This is a genomic window from Salaquimonas pukyongi, assembly GCF_001953055.1.
GTDB classification, from domain to species: domain Bacteria; phylum Pseudomonadota; class Alphaproteobacteria; order Rhizobiales; family Rhizobiaceae; genus Salaquimonas; species Salaquimonas pukyongi.
On sequence record NZ_CP019044.1, the window covers coordinates 2,704,226 to 2,722,945 of the forward strand.

General features: G+C 59.1%; 17 protein-coding genes, 1 other RNA gene and 1 pseudogene. 8 read left to right on the forward strand and 11 right to left on the reverse strand.

The genetic code is table 11. From position 1 onward, the window contains the following. Positions 1-14: 14 nt before the first annotated feature. Positions 15-704 (forward strand): thioesterase domain-containing protein, encoded by a 690-nt coding sequence (locus BVL55_RS12945; protein WP_156892548.1) that lies wholly within the window; start codon positions 15-17, stop codon positions 702-704. A 361-nt stretch (positions 705-1,065) separates the two neighbouring features. Continuing rightward, positions 1,066-2,691, forward strand: coding sequence for a BCCT family transporter (locus BVL55_RS12950; RefSeq protein ID WP_075997249.1), 1,626 nt, complete (start codon positions 1,066-1,068; stop codon positions 2,689-2,691). Positions 2,692-2,764: 73 nt separating this feature from the next. Here BVL55_RS12950 and BVL55_RS12955 read toward each other — a convergent pair whose 3' ends face one another. From BVL55_RS12955 to BVL55_RS12980, 6 genes are all read right to left on the reverse strand, one after another. After that, complete coding sequence (locus BVL55_RS12955; protein WP_075997250.1) at positions 2,765-3,667, reverse strand: VHL beta domain-containing protein; 903 nt, start codon at positions 3,665-3,667, stop codon at positions 2,765-2,767. A gap of 111 nt (positions 3,668-3,778) precedes the next feature. After that, positions 3,779-4,600 (reverse strand): TIGR00282 family metallophosphoesterase, encoded by an 822-nt coding sequence (locus tag BVL55_RS12960; RefSeq protein ID WP_075997251.1) that lies wholly within the window; start codon positions 4,598-4,600, stop codon positions 3,779-3,781. Between the two features lie 56 nt (positions 4,601-4,656). Beyond that, on the reverse strand, positions 4,657-5,235 hold the full coding sequence (locus tag BVL55_RS12965) for a 5-formyltetrahydrofolate cyclo-ligase (RefSeq protein WP_075997252.1): 579 nt from the start codon (positions 5,233-5,235) through the stop codon (positions 4,657-4,659). A gap of 78 nt (positions 5,236-5,313) precedes the next feature. Continuing rightward, a non-coding RNA gene (gene ssrS / locus BVL55_RS12970) (6S RNA) lies at positions 5,314-5,470 on the reverse strand. A gap of 155 nt (positions 5,471-5,625) precedes the next feature. Continuing rightward, on the reverse strand, positions 5,626-6,000 hold the full coding sequence (locus BVL55_RS12975) for a cell division protein ZapA (protein ID WP_075997253.1): 375 nt from the start codon (positions 5,998-6,000) through the stop codon (positions 5,626-5,628). Between the two features lie 8 nt (positions 6,001-6,008). Next, positions 6,009-6,293 (reverse strand): DUF4164 domain-containing protein, encoded by a 285-nt coding sequence (locus tag BVL55_RS12980; protein WP_075997254.1) that lies wholly within the window; start codon positions 6,291-6,293, stop codon positions 6,009-6,011. 426 nt (positions 6,294-6,719) lie between these two features. On the opposite strand from BVL55_RS12980, the gene tkt reads away from it, so the two are divergent. From tkt to BVL55_RS13000, 4 genes are all read left to right on the forward strand, one after another. Continuing rightward, entirely contained in the window at positions 6,720-8,711 is a 1,992-nt protein-coding gene (gene tkt, locus BVL55_RS12985; protein WP_075997255.1) for a transketolase, read from the forward strand. Positions 8,712-8,949: 238 nt separating this feature from the next. After that, positions 8,950-9,963, forward strand: a complete 1,014-nt coding sequence (gap, locus tag BVL55_RS12990) for a type I glyceraldehyde-3-phosphate dehydrogenase (RefSeq protein WP_075997256.1) — start codon at positions 8,950-8,952, stop codon at positions 9,961-9,963. A gap of 115 nt (positions 9,964-10,078) precedes the next feature. Continuing rightward, entirely contained in the window at positions 10,079-10,291 is a 213-nt protein-coding gene (locus BVL55_RS12995) for a hypothetical protein (RefSeq protein WP_075997257.1), read from the forward strand. 9 nt (positions 10,292-10,300) lie between these two features. After that, positions 10,301-11,494, forward strand: a complete 1,194-nt coding sequence (locus BVL55_RS13000) for a phosphoglycerate kinase (protein WP_075997258.1) — start codon at positions 10,301-10,303, stop codon at positions 11,492-11,494. A gap of 185 nt (positions 11,495-11,679) precedes the next feature. Here the strand turns inward: BVL55_RS13000 and BVL55_RS13005 are convergent, their stop codons facing one another. The 3 genes and pseudogenes from BVL55_RS13005 to BVL55_RS13015 all read right to left on the reverse strand — a co-directional run bounded on the left by BVL55_RS13005 (position 11,680) and on the right by BVL55_RS13015 (position 13,249). Continuing rightward, a complete protein-coding gene (locus BVL55_RS13005; protein ID WP_075997259.1) occupies positions 11,680-12,363 on the reverse strand; it encodes a DUF2937 family protein in 684 nt (227 codons plus the stop codon). Between the two features lie 201 nt (positions 12,364-12,564). Then, a complete protein-coding gene (locus tag BVL55_RS13010; protein WP_075997260.1) occupies positions 12,565-12,924 on the reverse strand; it encodes an antibiotic biosynthesis monooxygenase family protein in 360 nt (119 codons plus the stop codon). Further along, positions 12,921-13,249 (reverse strand): annotated as a pseudogene (locus tag BVL55_RS13015) (NIPSNAP family protein). The gene BVL55_RS13010 and the pseudogene BVL55_RS13015 overlap by 4 nt, the downstream one beginning before the upstream one ends. A 79-nt stretch (positions 13,250-13,328) precedes the next feature. Here BVL55_RS13015 and BVL55_RS13020 point away from each other — a divergent pair. Beyond that, a complete protein-coding gene (locus tag BVL55_RS13020) occupies positions 13,329-14,024 on the forward strand; it encodes an ArsR/SmtB family transcription factor (protein ID WP_075997261.1) in 696 nt (231 codons plus the stop codon). 225 nt (positions 14,025-14,249) lie between these two features. Here BVL55_RS13020 and BVL55_RS13025 read toward each other — a convergent pair whose 3' ends face one another. Further along, positions 14,250-15,452 (reverse strand): cytochrome P450, encoded by a 1,203-nt coding sequence (locus BVL55_RS13025; RefSeq protein WP_075997262.1) that lies wholly within the window; start codon positions 15,450-15,452, stop codon positions 14,250-14,252. A gap of 214 nt (positions 15,453-15,666) precedes the next feature. Between BVL55_RS13025 and BVL55_RS13030 the strand changes: the two genes are divergently transcribed. Then, positions 15,667-16,695 (forward strand): class I fructose-bisphosphate aldolase, encoded by a 1,029-nt coding sequence (locus BVL55_RS13030; protein ID WP_075997263.1) that lies wholly within the window; start codon positions 15,667-15,669, stop codon positions 16,693-16,695. A 92-nt stretch (positions 16,696-16,787) separates the two neighbouring features. Here BVL55_RS13030 and BVL55_RS17230 read toward each other — a convergent pair whose 3' ends face one another. Beyond that, positions 16,788-18,680 (reverse strand): OmpA family protein, encoded by a 1,893-nt coding sequence (locus tag BVL55_RS17230; protein WP_075997264.1) that lies wholly within the window; start codon positions 18,678-18,680, stop codon positions 16,788-16,790. Positions 18,681-18,720 lie beyond the last annotated feature (40 nt).

An 18,720-nucleotide genomic window follows, 5' to 3' on the forward strand; every position in this document is an offset into this window, starting at 1 on the left:
GGGAACCATTTGACATGCCGAGACCGCCTCCCATGCTGCATACCGTACTTGCCCGCTTAAAATTTACTGGCCGCAGCCCTGCCGGCATCCTGATCGCGGCCGCGCTGGCCACAGTGTTGTTTGGAGCCCCTGCTGCCAAAGCCAACCAGTCCTTTGTCCCCAAACGGCCCGGCGAAGTCATCTTCCTGCGCGGCCTGGCCAACATCTTTTCGCTCGGTCTGGACACATTGTCGGAGGAACTCAGGAGATACGGTGTCTACAGCTACGTGCACAATCACAAGGACTGGGACAAAATAGGCCAGCAGCTCATCGCCAAGAGCCGCAAGGGAAAATTGACCTATCCCATTGTCATCATCGGACACTCCCTGGGTGCCGGGGCATCGCCCAAACTGGCGACCATGATCGGCCAAGAGGGAATTGCCGTGCAGTACATGGTGATGCTTGATGCCGTGGAACCCCTGCCGGTGACGAATTACGTTGAAGACGCCATCAACTACTATCTGCCCAAGCGGCGCGGCCAGAACCTGATTACCGCCTCAAAGGACTTCGAAGGCGCCTACAAGAACGTCAACGTCAAGGAGCGCTTGCAGGGCATCGACCACTTCAACATCGATGAAAACGAAATCCTGCGCGGTCAAATGACCAAGCGTATTTTCGAGTTGATCAAGGTGGAGGAAGCCGAACTCAGGCAGGAAGGCCGCTGAAGGCCGCTGCCGACATGGGTTTGGCGGTCTGGGTCTTCGGCCATTTGCATCACGAACATGCCGGCAACGCCGTCGCCCAACAGCGATGTCAGTCAGAGAATGAGCCTTGCAGCGGTAAACCAGCATGCCGCATTGAAAACACTAATCTTGAAAAATTATAAAACAATATCAGCAAGTTACATAAAAAAATAAGTTATCCACGATGTCGTTATCCGAACACCCTAAACTGGCGCCTGCAACCATGGTATTACACCTTACGGCTAACAGGCACCAAGAACAGCTTTCGTACCTGTTTGCGTAAGTGCCAAAATGCAATGCCAGAACAACTGGCATATCAACATCAGATCCGGGAGGACAATGCATGGCAGATTCTGACACCGCTGGCGCGGAAGCGCCACATCCGGTGGAGACCGATTTCGAGATCGGCCAACACAACATCAACCCGTTTGGTCTCGACATTCACAACCCGGTCTTCATGATTTCCGGCCTGGCGATTGTCGCCTTCGTACTGGTCACCTTGATGTTCCAGGCAGAAGCGACGGAATTCTTCGGCTGGCTGCGGCCGTTCCTGACGTCGACCTTCGACTGGTTTTTCCTGGGCGCTGCGAACATTTTCGTTCTGCTCTGCATCTTCCTCATGGTGACGCCTTTCGGCAAAATTCGCCTCGGTGGCGATGATGCCACCCCCGACTACAGTTACATCGGTTGGTTTGCCATGCTGTTTGCTGCCGGCATGGGCATCGGGCTGATGTTCTTCGGGGTATCCGAGCCGATGTCCCATTATGCTTCGTCCCTTGGCGGAACTGCTGCAGACGGTGGCGCCCGCACCGACTGGGCGCCGCTGGGTGCAGCCGCGGGAGATCCTGAAGCTGCCCGGAACCTTGGCATGGCGGCCACCATCTTCCACTGGGCACTGCATCCCTGGGCAATTTATGCGGTAGTGGCGCTGTCGCTTGCCTTCTTTTCCTTCAACCGTGGTTTGCCGCTTACCCTGCGCTCGGCTTTTCATCCGATCCTGGGTGAACGGGTCTGGGGCTGGTGGGGTCACATCATCGACACGCTGGCGGTCTTCGCCACGCTGTTCGGTCTTGCAACCTCGCTCGGTTTCGGCACAGAACAGGCGCTGGCCGGTCTCAACTATCTGTTTGGCTGGGGAACCGGAAATCTCGCCCGGGTGATATTGATCGCCGGCATTACCGCGCTGGCGCTGATCTCGGTGCTGCGCGGCCTGGATGGCGGCGTCAAGGTTCTGTCGGAGATCAACATCGCGCTTGCAGCCCTGTTGATGCTGTTTGTGATCCTTGTCGGTCCCACCGCCACGATCATCGACACCATCGTCTCGGGCGGCGTTGCCTACGCCAAGGAACTGCTTCCCCTGTCCATGCCGTTTGGCCGTGAAGACGCCAACTTCTCCCAGGGCTGGACCGCCTTCTACTGGGCCTGGTGGATTTCCTGGTCACCCTTTGTCGGCATGTTCATCGCCCGCGTCTCACGCGGCCGCACGGTGCGCGAGTTCGTCTTCTGCGTGATTGTCATCCCGACCCTAGTCTGCATTGTTTGGATGGGTGCCTTTGGCGGCACCGCCATTCATCAGGTCATGCAGGATGCTGCTGCACCGGTTAAGGACGCAGCACTTGAACTTAAACTGTTCGAGATGCTCAAGCCGTTGCCGCTGGCCGGTATCACCTCCTTCCTTGGCATCGTGCTGGTGCTGGTGTTCTTCGTCACCTCGTCGGACTCCGGCTCCCTGGTGATCGATACGATCACCGCCGGCGGCAAGACCGACGCCCCGGTTGCCCAGCGCGTTTTCTGGTGCACGTTCGAAGGCGTTGTCGCGGCAACCCTCCTGCTGGTCGGCGGAGCAGGTGCGCTGACAGCACTCCAGGCAATGGCGGTTTCCACCGGTTTCCCCTTCACCATTGTGCTGCTTGCCATGGCATTCAGCCTGGTCTTGGGACTCAATGAGGTGCGCAAGCAAGGCAGTTGAACGCTGGAGCTTTCATGAAAAAATCAGCCCGCCGGGATTCCCCGGCGGGCATTTTCTTGTCTGCGCCGGTTGCTTACTCCGGACCGAAATCACGGTTTGGCGCGGTGATGTTGAAAACCGAAACACCCGGTTGCGGCATGAACATTTCGATGCAGTTGCCGGGCCCGTCGGTAAACATCCAGGGATGGGTCATATAGGTGTCGATGGAAAATCGCTCGCCCGGATTGAGCGCTGCATATTCCCTGGGCTGTCCATCAAACCCAATCCAGTAAACCGCACGAAAGCCCTCGCTGCGATTGATGAAGGTCATGCGCACCGGCACGTCGGAATTGCGTGAAACCTCGTTTGCAAGCTGGTCGCAGGTTGCCCAGCGCGGATCGAAAGGCTGATTGGCAGGGATTACCGGCTGCTGCCCGCCTTGATCGACACCACCCTGCGCATTGCTGTTTGGATTGAACTGGCCGTGATAGGCCGCACAATCGGACAAAAAGGCGGAAATCGCCTGCCGGCTGCCGTTCAGCGGAATTTTGATGTCAATTCCGTTCACCCGGTAGGTCATGGTGGCCATGCGCATCAGCACCTGCCAGATCGGATCGGCCATGTCCGGCCGGATGCGCACGCCCGGATAATCCTCTTCCGAAAGCGGCGCCTTGACGGTGCCTTCAAAAAAGATCGGCCCGGCATCGGCAAAAAACTCGATCCCGGTGACAGCCCCCTGCGCTGCATTGCGTGTCTCGGCAGCAAGTTCGAGCACTGGCAGACCGGCCGTGGAGCCTGCAAAGCAATCGGCCCTGCCGACCACATGGTCGGTCTCGGGAACCCCGATCACAATGGTAGACGTCATGCGGCCCTTATTGCCCGGATCGTTGTACTGGCTGTAGGACCAGACCATGTCAGGCGGAAACTGCGCCAACGCCGGCATCACGAAAAGGAAAAAGCCTGCCAGGCAAAGGCAGATACGGGCAAAGCGGGGCATCGCAAAAACTCCATTTGCATCATCGCCCCCATCACCACGCTAAACGGTTTTCATCGCCCTGCATAGCAACCCGTGCCCCGGTAGCGCCGTGATGCAGGTTCAGATGATCAGCTAATCCCGCCACGGCAGGGTGTTCTCAAGCCTGGGACCGATCCTCAACGGAGCAATATGGGTTGCCAACCCGGTCTGTTCGTCAATGTCCATTCCCACACCACTTAGCGTCGCTTCACCCGATGCCGGCTCAAAACGCCCCTTGGGAATCTTCGAGATAAAGCGGTTGATCGGCTCTTCCTTGTCCATGCCAAGGGAAGAATCGTAATCACCGCACATCCCCGCATCGGAAAGATAGGCCGTACCGCCGGGAAGAATCTGATGGTCGGCGGTCGGCACATGGGTGTGCGTGCCGACCACGGCACTGACCCGGCCATCGGCAAAGTGGGCAAAACACAGCTTTTCCGATGTCGCTTCCGCGTGAAAATCCACGAACACCACATCGGCGGCCACGCCGAGCGGTCCATCGGCAAGGATCGCTTCCCCACAGGCAAACGGATCGTCCAGTTCAGGATGCATGAAGACCCGGCCCATCAGGTTCATCACCATCACCCGTGCGCCATTGCGCGCCTCATAGATGTTAACGCCGCGTCCCGGCGTACCGGCAGGGTAATTTGCCGGACGCAGAAACCGCTCCTCCCCACCGGCGAAAGAAAGCGCTTCCTTCTGGTCCCATACATGATTGCCGGTTGTCATCACATCGGCCCCGGCTTCCAGGGTTGCATCGAAGATCGCCTGGGTAACACCGAAGCCGTTGGCGGCGTTTTCACCGTTGACGATGACAAAATCGGTCTTCAGAGACTGGATGAGGCCCGGTAGTTGCTCGAACACCGCCATGCGACCCGTGCGGCCCACCATGTCTCCAAGAAAAAGCAACCGCATGTAATATCCTTCGCGCCCGCCCCGGCAATCATGTCCATTCTATCGTGCCAGCCGGATCACCGGCCAGTCACAATATACTCACGCTCGGTAATGACGGCATGCAAGGGCTGGTCGTGTTTTTCCACCGGCACGGCCTCCGCTTCCTGGCAGGAGAAGGCCAGCCCTTCAAGCCTGGGGGTGATACCCTTTCCAACAAGCCGGTCAATAGCCCGGTCATAGTGTCCCGCTCCATAGCCGATCCGCCCGCCGCTTCGGTCGAATACCGACAGCGGCATGATCAGCAGTTCGGGATCAACCACCGGGGCGTCTTCTGCCGGGCCGCTGGTGCCAAAACCTGTCGGCACCAGTTCACCGCCCCGGACAAGTTCGCGAAATACGATGGTGGTCTTGTCGAGCACGACCGGCAGGCACAACCGCACGCCGCGCTGGCGCAAGGCATCCATCAGGGGCCTTGCATCAATTTCCGAGCGAATGGGGAAAAAGCCGGAAACCACCATGCCCGGCCGGGTTTTCAGATTGGCAGCACCAATGTCTGCAGCTTTCAGGCTGTATTCGATGCGCGTCATTGCATCAATGGCATCGCGCCGGGCGAGCACCTGCTGGCGCAGCTTTGCCTTTTCCTCACCCAGGTTCATTCTGCCTCCGCCCTTTCCTTCAGCCGCCCGAAAGTGGCCGTGCGTCCATTGCGAAAGGCCTGCCCTGAAAAGAAATCGGGGCGAGCCGCCTTGGCCGTGAGACGTTTTCGATCCCGGGAACCTACAAAGTAGGTGGGTGCCGTGTATCCGAACCCACGGGTCCGGTCAGGGACAGCTCCCTTAGAGATCGGTAAGGCCCCGGGAATTGTTTGTCTCACGCACCACGCAGCCCGCCGGCCGCACATATAATGCGGACAGGGCGCCGCCGCCAGAGTGAAATAGGCAAAAGCCGCCATTTTGTTTGCGCAACGACAAAAACGAGGCTGGCGGAGGATATGTGATTGTACAAAATGCAAGAGCGTAGAAAGGGCGGCAGCCGGTGGCACGATGTTATGCGGTGGCTTTACCCTTGCCGGAGAGTTTGCTTGCAAGTTCGCCGAGCTTCTCGGCGATTTCAGCGACCTTCTTTGCCGCCTCCTCCTCGCTGGCGCTGGCTGCCTGCACCACATTCGAGGTCTTGTCGCGGTAGGAGGCAAGCTCATCTTCAAGCTTGGCGATCTTCTTCTCCATCTCGACCAGTTCATCGGTCACCATGATCCCGGCCATCACCGTTAGCCGCTGGTCGCCGATTTCACCGAAAGAGCCCTTCAACTGGCCGACATAGGAATCCAGCTTGCCCGCCAGCTCGATAAGATGCGGTTCCTGGCCCTCTTCACAGGCCATGCGGTAGTTTCTGCCATTGATGGTGACGCTTACGCTGGCCATGAAACGCGTTACTCCTGCTTGCTGCCGCCGCGGTCGAGCACACTGCGGATCGATTCCATCGCATCGACCAGCCGGCGCGAGACTTCGCGGTTGGCGCCTTCAAGCTGCTGGGCCCGTGCCTCTGCATTGTCGAGGGATTCAGCCAGCCGTGCCCGGTCGGCCCCCATGCGCTGAACTTCGGCTTCGGCACCCGTCAATGCAGCCTCGCGGTCGAGACGGGCGTCAACCGCTTCCTCAAGCGCTAAAACGGCGCTTGCCAGTTTTTCCAGCGATGGCATGAGTTTGCCGCTCATCAATCCCCGTTACCACAGGCCACTTCCGTTGCCGCTTTCCTGTTTTCCCGCCCCGTCAGGACAACGCCAGCCTGTCCGCATTACCAGAACCCGCCGAATCGCCACAATGACAATCGGTTACCGCTGAAACATTAGACGCTGGACAAAGAAAACGTCAATCAGTGGGGCCAGCTTCCGGCAAAAACAACGCCCAGCCTGTGGAACACTACCCAAAGGCGCTGGGCAAAAAAGCTTCCCGCAACAGCCCGGGGCTTGCCGGGCACGCAATTGACTCCGCCAAGGCACCTGATATGAGTCCGCGCGAATTTCGGGGCATTTGCCCGCCGGCGCAACCAGTGCGAAGCGGCAAGGCCGGCCACCCACACCCGATCGGATGCCGATTACCTGAAGCGACCCGATGACCTTTCTCCAACAAGACGGTTAACGATGAAAAACAACAAGGCAAAACTGCCAGAAATGGCAAATGCAATCCGCTTCCTTTCCATGGATGCCGTGCAAAAGGCCAATTCCGGCCACCCCGGCCTGCCCATGGGCGCAGCCGACATCGCCACCGTTCTGTTCAGCGAGCACATGAAGTTCGATCCCAAGGAACCGAACTGGGCCGACCGCGACCGTTTCGTTCTGTCGGCCGGTCACGGCTCGATGCTGCTTTATTCAGCCCTGTACCTGCTCGGCTATGAAGACATCGACATCAAGCAGATCAAGAACTTCCGGCAGCTCGGCTCGAAAACCGCAGGCCATCCCGAATACGGCCATGCTGCCGGCATCGAAACCACTACCGGCCCGCTCGGCCAGGGCATTGCCAACGCCGTGGGCATGGCGATCGCAGAACGCAAGCTTGCAGACGAGTTCGGCAGCGATTTGGTCGACCATCACACCTATTGCCTGGTAGGCGATGGCTGTCTGATGGAGGGCATTTCACAAGAGGCAATTTCGCTCGCCGGCCACCTCAAGCTCAACAAGCTGATCGTCTTGTGGGACGACAACGATGTTACCATCGACGGCAAGGTATCCCTTTCCGACTCGACCGACCAAATGGCCCGTTTCAAGGCTTCCGGGTGGAACGTGCTGCGCATCGACGGTCACAAGCATGCCGATATTTCCGAGGCCATCGAAAAGGCCAAGACATCGCCCAAGCCGACCATGATCGCCTGCAAGACGGTGATTGGCTATGGCTCGCCCAACAAGGCCGGCACTTCGGGCGTTCACGGTGCCCCGCTTGGCGAAGAAGAAATTGCCGCTACCCGCGAAGCGCTGGGCTGGAAATGCGGTCCTTTCAAGGTCGACACCGAGGTTCTTGATCTGTGGCGCATCGCCGGCCTTCGCTCCGGCCAGCAGCGCAAGGAGTGGGACAAGAAGCTCGCCTCGCTCGACCCCGAAATCAAGGGCCAGTTCGAACGCCGCATGCGCGGTGAACTGCCCAGCGCATTCGCCGATGCCATGGCAGAACTCAAGCAGCAGCTTGCGAACGACACACCAACCATGGCGACCCGCAAATCCTCCGAGGCGGTGCTGAAGACCATCAATCAGGTGGTGCCGGAAACCATGGGCGGCTCGGCAGACCTGACCGGCTCCAACAACACCAAAACCGAAGACACGCCACCGATCACGCCGGACGACTTTTCCGGCCGCTTCATCCATTTCGGCATCCGCGAACACGGCATGGCGGCGGCCATGAACGGCATGGCGCTGCATGGCGGCATTCTTCCCTATTCGGGCACCTTCCTTGCTTTTGCCGACTATTGCCGTCCGGCAATCCGCCTGGCTTCCCTGATGGGCATTCGCGTCATCCACGTCATGACACATGATTCCATCGGGCTTGGCGAAGATGGCCCGACCCATCAGCCGGTCGAGCAGATAGCTTCGCTGCGCGCCATTCCCAACCTGTATGTGATGCGCCCCTGCGACACGATGGAGACAGCCGAATGCTGGCAGGCCGCGCTTGAGGCAGAAAGCACGCCATCGATCCTGGCGCTCACCCGCCAGAACCTGCCTGCCCTGCGCACGGAGTTCAGCAAGGAAAACCTGTCGGCCAAGGGCGCCTATACGCTTTCGGCCTGCGACGGCGAGGAGCAGGTCACCCTGTTTGCCTCCGGCTCCGAGGTCGAGATCGCCATGGAGGCCAAGAAGCTGCTTGAGGCAGACGGCATCGGCACCCGTGTGGTATCCGTTCCCTGTTTCGAACTGTTCGAGGCACAGAGCGGCGAATATCGCAGGGACGTACTGGGCCAGGCGCCGGTGCGCGTCGCGGTGGAAGCTGCCGTCTCCCAGGGCTGGGAACGCTTTATAGGCGCCGATGGCGCCTTTGTCGGCATGTCCACCTTCGGCGCCTCCGCCCCCTACAAGGAACTCTACGAACACTTCGGCATCACCGCCGAGGCGGTTGCCGGCGCTGCGAAGGAAAAACTGGGCAACTGAAAACGCCCGCAAGCATCACTTGCGCGAAACGTCCGTTTCCTGGCCGAATGGCAGCTTTTCCCCCTGTGCGGCAGTTCATCTGTGCACGGCGTGAAGATTCGCGCCGATAAAATCGTTTCAGGTACACGACACCGGGTGGCATTACCTTCCACAAAGGATTATGAACGGCGCGGATTTCCTTGTGCCGTGCTTGTTACGCACAACTATTCTCAATCGCCGCTTTCCAACCGGAGGGAACATGTCGAAGAAAGTTCGTATAGCCATCAACGGATTTGGCCGCATTGGCCGCAACGTCGCCCGCGCAATTTTCGAGTCGGGCCGTGACGATATCGATATCGTCGCCATCAACGATCTTGGCCCGGTTGAAACCAACGCTCATCTGATGCGCTATGACTCCGTCCATGGCAAGTTTCCCGGCGAGGTCACGGTATCCGGCGACCGCATTCACATCGGGCGCGAGAGCTTCAAGGTGCTGGCCGAGCGCGATCCCAAAAACCTTCCCTGGAAGGAAATGGACATCGACATCGCCATGGAGTGCACCGGCATCTTCGCTTCCAAGGAGAAAGCCTCCATGCATCTGGAAGCCGGCGCCAAGCGCGTGCTTGTTTCAGCCCCTGCTTCCGGTGCCGACAAGACCATCGTTTATGGTGTCAACCACGACACGCTGACCAAGGACGACATGGTCGTCTCCAATGCATCCTGCACCACCAACTGCCTGTCTCCGGTAGCCTTCGTGCTCCACAATGCCATTGGCATCGAAAAAGGCATGATGACGACCATCCACTCCTATACCGGCGACCAGCCGACACTCGACACCATGCACAAGGATCTTTACCGCGCGCGCGCTGCCGCCATGAGCATGATCCCGACGTCGACCGGCGCCGCCAAGGCAGTGGGACTCGTCCTCCCTGACCTCAACGGCAAGCTCGACGGCATGTCGGTCCGCGTGCCGACGCCGAATGTTTCGGTTGTCGATCTGAAGTTCATCGCCAAGAAGAATACCAGTGCAGAGGAGATCAACGCGGCGATCAAGGAAGCTGCGGACGGACCGTTGAACGGCATTCTAGGCTACACCAACGATCCCAACGTCTCGATCGACTTCAATCACGACCCGCGTTCCTCGATCTTCCACATGGACCAGACCAAGGTCATGGACGGAAATCTGTGCTCGATCCTGACCTGGTACGACAATGAGTGGGGCTTCTCAAACCGCATGAGCGACACTGCCGTCGCCATGAGCAAGCTGATCTAGGCTCTGGAGCAGCGCGGCGGCATGGTCACCTGGATCGATATCGCCGCGCTCATCCTGGCCATTGGCATTCTGGGTTATCTTTACGCCTGGCCACGGCTTCGCGGCAGGAACAAAGATGACCGGTGATGCATTTATTCCGGTGTTCCTCGCCGCTGCAGTGCTTATTGTGGTGCTGGCACTGGTCATTACCCGCTTGTCCCGCAACGCAATCCGGCGCGACGAGCGCCATGACGACCTTAACGCAAACCCGCACGATGGCCGCGGCACCGCCACCTGGATCGGCGTCAACAAGGCCTCCGGTGGCGATGATGACCTCAACGATCCCTAGGAAACTGCCATGAGCAATTTCAAGACCCTTGATGATGTAGACGTAAAAGGCAAGCGTGTACTGGTGCGCGTCGATCTCAACGTGCCCATGGACGGCGGGACGGTGACCGACAAGACCCGCGTTGAGCGCGTCAAACCCACGATCCTCGAGATCGCGGACAAGGGCGGCAAGGTGATCCTGCTTGCCCATTTCGGACGGCCCAAGGGTGAGATCAAGCCTGCCATGTCGCTGGCGCAGATCATTCCGGCAGTCGTCTCGACGCTTGGCCGTGACATTACCTTCTGTACCGACTGTATCGGCCCAATGGCCGAGGCCGCCGTCTCGCAGATGGCCGATGGCGAGATCGTGCTGTTTGAAAACACCCGCTTTCACGCAGGCGAAGAAAGCAATGACCCCGAATTCGCTGCGGCGCTCGCCGCCAATGGCGACATCTTCGTGTCCGATGCCTTTTCCGCTGCCCATCGCGCCCATGCTTCCACCGTGGGCCTGGCCCGTCACATGCCTGCCGTTGCAGGGCGCACCATGCAGGCCGAACTTGAAGCCCTCAACAAGGCGCTCGGCAATCCGAGACATCCCGTTATTGCCGTTGTTGGCGGCGCAAAGGTCTCAACCAAGCTCGACCTGTTGAAGAACCTGGTTGCCCGGGTCGACACGCTGGTGATCGGCGGCGGCATGGCCAACACCTTTCTGGCCGCCCAGGGACATGATGTGCAAAAATCGCTTTGCGAACACGATCTGGCCGCCACGGCCCGCGACATCCTCGTTGAGGCGGAAAATCAGAATTGCCGCATCCTTCTGCCGGTTGACGGCGTCGTCGCCAGCGAGTTCAAGGCCGGTGCGGAAAATCATGTGGCCAAGGTGGGCGCCATCCCCCGCGATGCGATGATCCTGGACACCGGACCCCAGTCGGTAGTGGAGATCGAAAAGGCCTTCGAGGAAGCTGCCACCCTGGTCTGGAACGGCCCGCTTGGCGCCTTTGAGATCCAACCTTTCGACACCGCAACGGTCGCTGCCGCAAAAAAGGCAGCCGAACTGACAAAGGCCGGAAAGCTCATCTCCGTTGCTGGTGGCGGTGATACCGTATCGGCGCTCAACCATGCCGGTGTTGCAGAGGATTTTACCTATATATCGACCGCCGGCGGCGCTTTCCTTGAATGGATGGAAGGCAAGGAACTGCCCGGCGTGAAAGTGCTCGAAGGCTGAAGAAAGCCAACCCGCAATGCAGGATTTAGAGCCTTTCACGCTCATATGGAATCGTTTGAACGCCGGGAGTTTTGTCTTCGGCAAGGAGGAAAATGCGACGCAGTGCAGGCACTGTTAGTATTTTCCGACGCTGCCCGAAGGGCAAGGAACCAAGTTCAAATGATTCCATTTAAACCTGACACGCTCTACTCACCCTGCCGCGATGATGCCGGCGGCCTTTCCAGAAGGCTGGTGGGCTGAGCGGATTTGACGCCGGACGGCGGGGTCAGGACAGTGTTTGCGGGCTCGATTCCGGCACCGGCCGCCTCGCCCGTCTCCATTCTGACGGCGGGGTCCTCGATCACAATGTCGTTTTTCTTCCTGCCGGCCAGTGCGCGCCAGATCCACCCGAAAAACCCGAATACCAGGCCAATCAGCAACCAGCCGGACACTGCGCCGCCGGCAGCGTAAGCGCCACCTTCGGCAGTAAGCGGAACAGCAGGCCTGAAGTCCTCCCACGTGCCTTCGACAAGGGCAGGGTCGGCATATTGTATGACATGCAGGGGTTTCATCAGGGGAATGGCTGTTTCCAGCGCTTGCCGCTGTTGCTCCAGACGGTCATACCGCAAAAGCACTTTGTCCATGGAAGCACCGCGGTCCCGCACGAACTTGTCGGAGGAACGGCTATAGCGCGTCAGTGCTCCTTCTCGCGTCATTTGGCTGGCAGCCGCGTCCTTGTCGAAATCGGCCACCACGGCCTGCAATTCCTGCAGGGCGCCGCCGATGCGCTGGCGGTATTGCTGGGCAAATTCCGGCGCCTGCGAGGTAACGGCTCCACCGGCCAGTGCCCCGGTGATCGTCAGTATTCTCGCTGTTGCTTTTACAGGCATGAATGAAGCGGCGTTGGGATCAGGACTCGTCTGTTAGGGTCAAAACTCAGTGGCACTGAGTTTTGACCCTAACACGAATGCGCAAAGCTACATACCGCGGGCGCCGTGTTCAACTACAGCGTTTCCCGCCCGCGCCGCCATTGCAGGCCAAGCAGCAAATAATCCATCGCTGCCGGCTGCACCCGGACAGCGCCTTGATGACTACCCACCCATATCTCCTTCATGAACCGCACGGCTGTCTTGCGGCGCTTCACCGCGTTCGGCAAGCCCGTAATCACGGATTACTTCCGCTACCCGCAACCGGTAACCGGCAAAAACGCCGTTGCGGCCTTCTGCCTGCGCACTGCGGTGATGGGGCAGATTGCGCCAGGCCTTCACAGCCGCTTCATCGCGGAAGAAGGAAAGCGACAGTATCTTGCCGGGGTCTGCAAGACTTTGAAACCGCTCAACGGAAACGAACCCGTCGAGCTTTTCCAGCTCATTTCGCAGGCTGGCAGCAATGTCCAGATAGGTTTCGCGCTGCCCTTCGGCAGGCTCGACCTCGAAAATGACGGCAATCACGGCATAATCCTTTTGGCATGAGGCGCGGAAGCCAGTTTCAGGAAAGTGCGGTCTTCACGCAGCAAAAACCTCTCCTCCTGGGCAAAACGATAGTTTTCCTGCCCAACAGGATCGGCCGAAAGCCGCTCGCGGTAAGCCTCGTAGGCTGCGAGACTTTCGATGGTGTAGACACCATAGGCAAGCGTGCTGGAGCCCTCATGCGCGCAAAATAGCCGATCAGTTCGGCCCCGCACCGCGGGATCGCCTGACCCCAGTTACGGGCATATTGTTCAAACAACGCCTTTTTTGCCGGATCGATGTGGTAGCGGATAAAACAGGTAATCATGACGGCCTTTCTCCTTCCGGTTGGCATGCCGTCAAGATACGCCATTGCACCCCGAGTATGCTTCGACTAAGATCGAAGTATGAAAGAAGGCCCCGACATAGCCCGCATTGGTTCGCTGATTGGCGATCCGGCCCGGGCCAACATCCTGACCGCGCTGATGTCGGGCAAGGCACTGACGGCGAGCGAACTGGCTGGTGAGGCGGGCGTTACGCTGCAAACAGCCAGCTCTCATCTTTCCAAGCTTGAGGATGCCCGCCTGATCTTTCAGCGCAAGCAGGGCAGACACCGCTATTACACGCTCGCCGATGACGATGTCGGCAGCCTGTTGGAGGCCATGATGGGATTTGCCGCAAAGCGCGGCCTGTTGCGCACCCGCACGGGGCCGGCCGACGAAGCACTGCGCAAGGCCCGCATCTGTTATGATCATCTTGCCGGCGAACTTGGAGTATCCCTGTACAACGGACTTGCGGCCGGGGGCCACCTGGAGGTGAGTGGAGAGAATATCACCCTGAGTGAAAGCGGAAACCGCCTCATGGCCGGCTTCGGCATCGATCTTACCGCTCTGAAAACCGGCAGGCGGCCGTTGTGCAAGTCATGCCTCGACTGGAGTGAACGCCGCACGCACCTTGCTGGCGCACTGGGCAGCGCCCTGCTTGACCGTTTTTACGATCTGGGCTGGGCAAGGCGGGCAAAAAACTCCCGGGTGATCGAATTCAGCCGTGAAGGCGAAGCCGCCTTGGCGGAAACGTTCTGCGCCAGGCAAGCCGGTCTCTAGGGCGTGTCCTGGTTGGATGGAATCGTTTGAACGCCGGTTACCGGGTCTTCGGCAAGGCGCAAAAAGCGCAGCGGTGCAGGCACTGTCAGCGTTTCGCAACGCGGTCCGAGGGCCCGGGAACCAGGTTCAGGCGATTGCAGAATAAAAGGTATTCAACATGGTATTGCACCGGCTGTGGCGTCTTTTCCGCCCATTCAAACTGCTTCCAGCTAACCAGGACACGCTCTAGCCAGGTACCACCATCAGCCCGTCCAGCGCACGGATACCGGCGCGCGAACGCCAGTGCACATTGTTCGGATCGTCGAGTGCAAGATGGGGCCAGCGCTTGAACAGGGCCCGCAGACCGCAGGCGATTTCCAGCCGCGCCAACTGATGGCCGAGGCAGAAGTGAATGCCGGCACCGAACGCAACGTGCCGGTTGGGCCGCCGCTCAAGATCGAGTTTTTCAGGTTCATCGATTGCGTCAGGATCGAAATTGGCGGCAGCGATCATCGGCATTATCACATCACCCTTGCTCAGCTTGGCACCCAACAACTCCATATCCCGCCGTACATTGCGCGGCTTGGTGAACTGTACCGCAGATACCATGCGCAGCAGTTCTTCCACCGCGAGCGCCATCCGGCTTTCATCCGCCATCAGCCAACGGGCCTTACCCGGCCTCGAAAGGATTTCGTAAACACCGCCGGTCAACACATGGGTGGTGGTCTCGTGACCGGCCACCAGCAGCAGGAAAACCATCGCAGTGAGCTCCTCATCGCTGATGTCGGCGCCTTCGGCCTGCATGTTGACCAACTCACCGATGAGCCCGTTTCCCGGCGCCTCGCGCTGACGGGCAATCTCGCCAGCCACATAGCGCCGCATCTTCGAGATCCCCGGCATGATAGCCAGAAAACTCAGCATCCCGTTCACGGTCGTCAATCCTTCCGCCCAGCGGCTGAATTTCACCCGGTCGCTCTCTGGAATGCCAAGCATCTCGCAGATCACCGCAAGCGGCAGGATGCGGGCAAACCGCGTTTGCAGATCGGCAGGTTCCCCGTTTGAAAAGAGACCTGCTGAGAACGCATCCGCCAGCCTGGCGATTTTCGGCTCAAGTGCCATCACCGCATCGCGGCGGAAAACCAGATCGACCAGGCTGCGAAGCCTCCGGTGATCGGGTTCGTCCATTGTCAGCATGTTGTTGGCCAGCAGGCGAACCGTTCTGGGCATCCACCACTGAGCGCCGGTCACACCGCCATCTGCCCGCCGCATGGAGAAGTTTTCATTATCCTTCAATACGAGCCCCAGCGCCTCTTGGGTGGTGGCGATCCATATCTCGCCGATGATCGGAAGTCGGGTGCGCACCAGCGGGCCTTGCTGGCGCAGGTCCGCCAGATAAGGCGCCGGGTCTGCCATGAAGGATGGGTCGGTCAGAAACGTCTTGTAAAACATGGCACTGCCTACCCTCATTCAACGCTGTAAATATGGCAAACCGGAGCAAATGACCGCGCGGCGTTAACGCTGGCCGCAAAAACCTGTGGCTTCAAACGATTGAATTTTATTGAATCGTTTCGAAATGTCCCCAGCCAATTTCAAACCGCAACCTGCTCTGATATGGGAGGCCACCGAATTTTCAGACAGATGACAACCGCACGAGGAAAGATACATGACTGAACGCCTTGAAGACATTGCCATCGCCATGGTCGCCGAGGGCCAGGGCATTCTGGCAGCCGACGAATCCACCGGCACCATCAAGAAGCGGTTTGATTCCATCAATGTGGAATCGACGGAGGAGAACCGCCGCGACTACCGCGAGATGCTGTTCCGCGCCGAAGAGGCGATGAAGAACTACATCTCCGGCGTCATCCTGTTCGAGGAAACCCTGTTTCAAAAGGCTGAAGACGGCACCCCGCTGGTTGACCTCATCAAGGCGGCCGGCGCTGTTCCGGGCATCAAGGTCGACAAGGGCGCACAGGCCCTCAGCGGCACTTCGATTGAAAAGGTGACCGAAGGGCTCGACGGGCTGCGCGGCCGGCTGGAAAAATACCATGAGGCCGGCGCGCGGTTTGCCAAATGGCGTGCCGTCATCACCATCAGCGACAATACGCCGTCGCACAATTGCATTCATGCCAATGCCCACGCACTCGCCCGCTATGCTGCCCTCTGCCAGGAAGCCGGCATCGTGCCGATCGTGGAGCCGGAAGTGCTGATGGATGGTGAACATTCAACCCATGACATTGAGCGCTGTCAGGCCGTCACCGAATGGGCCCTGAAGGAACAGTTCCAGGAGCTGTACTATGCAGGCGTCAATCTTGAAGGCATGGTGCTCAAGCCGAACATGATCGTGCCTGGGCAGAAGTCCGGCAAGAAAGCCTCTGTTGAGGAAGTTGCCGAGCGCACGGTTCGCGTGTTGAAAAACTGCGTACCGGCTTCCGTACCGGGCATCGCCTTCCTTTCGGGCGGCCAGTCCGATGAAGAGGCAACGGCACATCTGTCAGCCATGAACGCCATGTACGACATGCCGTGGAAACTGACCTATTCCTACGGCCGTGCCTTGCAGGCTGCCGCACTCAAGGCCTGGGGCGGCAAGAAGGAAAATGTTGCTGCCGCCCAGCGCGCCTTTGCCCATCGCGCCAAGATGAACGGCATGGCTGCCCTTGGCACCTGGCAGGCTGATCTGGAAAAAGCGGCATAACTCACAGCCTCACTTTGAATGAAAGAAGGCCGGTTCGCTGAGAACCGGCCTTTTTGCTGTTCAGGGGACTGGCAGCGGGCTCATCAAAGCCGTCAATTCCCGGCGGTCTGCAGCAGCGGGCTGATGTTACGAACGGTCACCCGCCGGTTGCGGCGCTCGTCTGCCTGGGTATCGATTTTGAGGAACTGCTCGCCATAGCCTTCGACCACCAGGTTTTCCGGCGGAACGCCATAGGCTTCGACCAGAATGCGGGCAACCGTTTCCGCACGGCGGTCCGACAGGGTCAGATTGTACAAATCCGGGCCGACCGCATCGGTATGGCCTTCCACCAGGAACACCGCGCCTGGATTTTCATCGATAACGTCGAGCATGCCGCCGGCAACGTCCGCAAGATAAGGCACTTGCGACTCGCTGACATAATAGCTGCCGGAATCGAAGGTTACCGTATCGAGATCGACACGCCGTACATACTGGCGCAATCGCTCGTTTTCGCGCACTTCACGCAGGGTGAATTGCTGGGGCAGCACTTCAACCGGCGGCGCGGCCAGTATCTCCGCAAGCTGCCGGCGTCCATAACGGCGCGCAGGAACAATATATTCATCGCGGGGAATGGTGATCTGGATCGGCGGCAGGGCGCGATCATAATCGACAAAGCGCTGATCCTCCTCAAACGCATCGAAAAGCACGATCTCCTGCCCATCGCGCCGGATTCGCTTGCGCATGAGCACATATCCGCCGGCATCGCGCAGGGTCACGATGCGTGAACCGTTCTGCCGGTAAACCGTCTCCCTCGTGCGGCCACGCGGCAGATGTTCGATTTCGACCCGTTCTGCATCATGCCGGAACAGGGCGCTATCGTCCCGGCGCACAATGTACTCGCCATTACGTTCCACAACGAACCGGTCGCCTTCATCCTCAACCACCCTGCCGCCAAGGATGGGAATCAGAGCACCGATCACAGCTCCCGCGGCAGCAGCGCCAAGCAGTTCCTCGCGGCGCTCGCGCGCCTTTTTGCGGCGCTTCTTCTCGGCCTTCTTCAGTTTCTTGCGCTCTGCCTTGGTTATTTTCTCGGGAACCACTGCAGTCTGCGTTTCTTCCGCTTTTTCGATCTGTTCTTCTATCGGTTCAGCGGCAACAGCCTTGGGTTCAGGCGCATCGGGTGAGGGTTGCGGCGCTTCGGCGGTATCGCCGCCATCACTTTCCGCGTCATCAGCACCAGTTTCCGTCTCAGCCGTTTCAGCTTCATCAGCTTCATCAGCTTCTTCGCCTTCGGGGGCAGTCTCTTCCTGCTGACCACCATCGGCGCTGTCGCTCTGTGAAGCTTCGGTTTCCTCAGCCTTTGCCTTGCGCTTCTTCTTTTTCTTCTTCTGCTTCTTGCCGGTAGTTACAGCCTCCTCGCCACCATCGGCGGTGGTTTCAGACTGCACGGTTTCATCAGCAGTTTCATCATCGGCACTGCTTGCCGAGTCGCTCGCCGGCTCCTCCGCTGAATCTTCTACGGTTTGTTCGGCCGGTTCTTCCACCAGCTCCTCTACCGTTTCCGCTGCCGTCTTCCCTGTCGTTTCACTAGCAGGTTCGGTGACAGCTTCACTGGCTGCTTCTGAGGCTTGCGCCCCTTCTTCCGGAGCAGGCTGCTCTGGCTGTTCCGCCGTTTGCGGCTCTGCAACCTCCTGCGGCGGCTCGGCCTCAACGGCCTCCTCTACCGGCTGCTCGGCCTCAACGGCCTCCTCTACCGGCTGCTCGGGCGCAGGCTCTTCTGCCACCTGCGGTTCAGGTGCAGGTTCGGAAACCTGGCTCTCTTCTGCCTGTGCCTCTTCGGCTGCCGCGCATCCTTCAGCGGCAGGGTCTGCCGTACAATCGACAGCTTCCGCTCCGGTCTGGCTTTCCTGTGCATTGGCTGTGCTCAGCGATTGCAACCCACCGCCGGATGAGGCGGCAATGACGACGGCAAGAGCAGTTCCAAGATATAAACGGGATTTGGCCATGGTTCTTCCTCGTATTGACAATGCCGGATTCATAAACAAA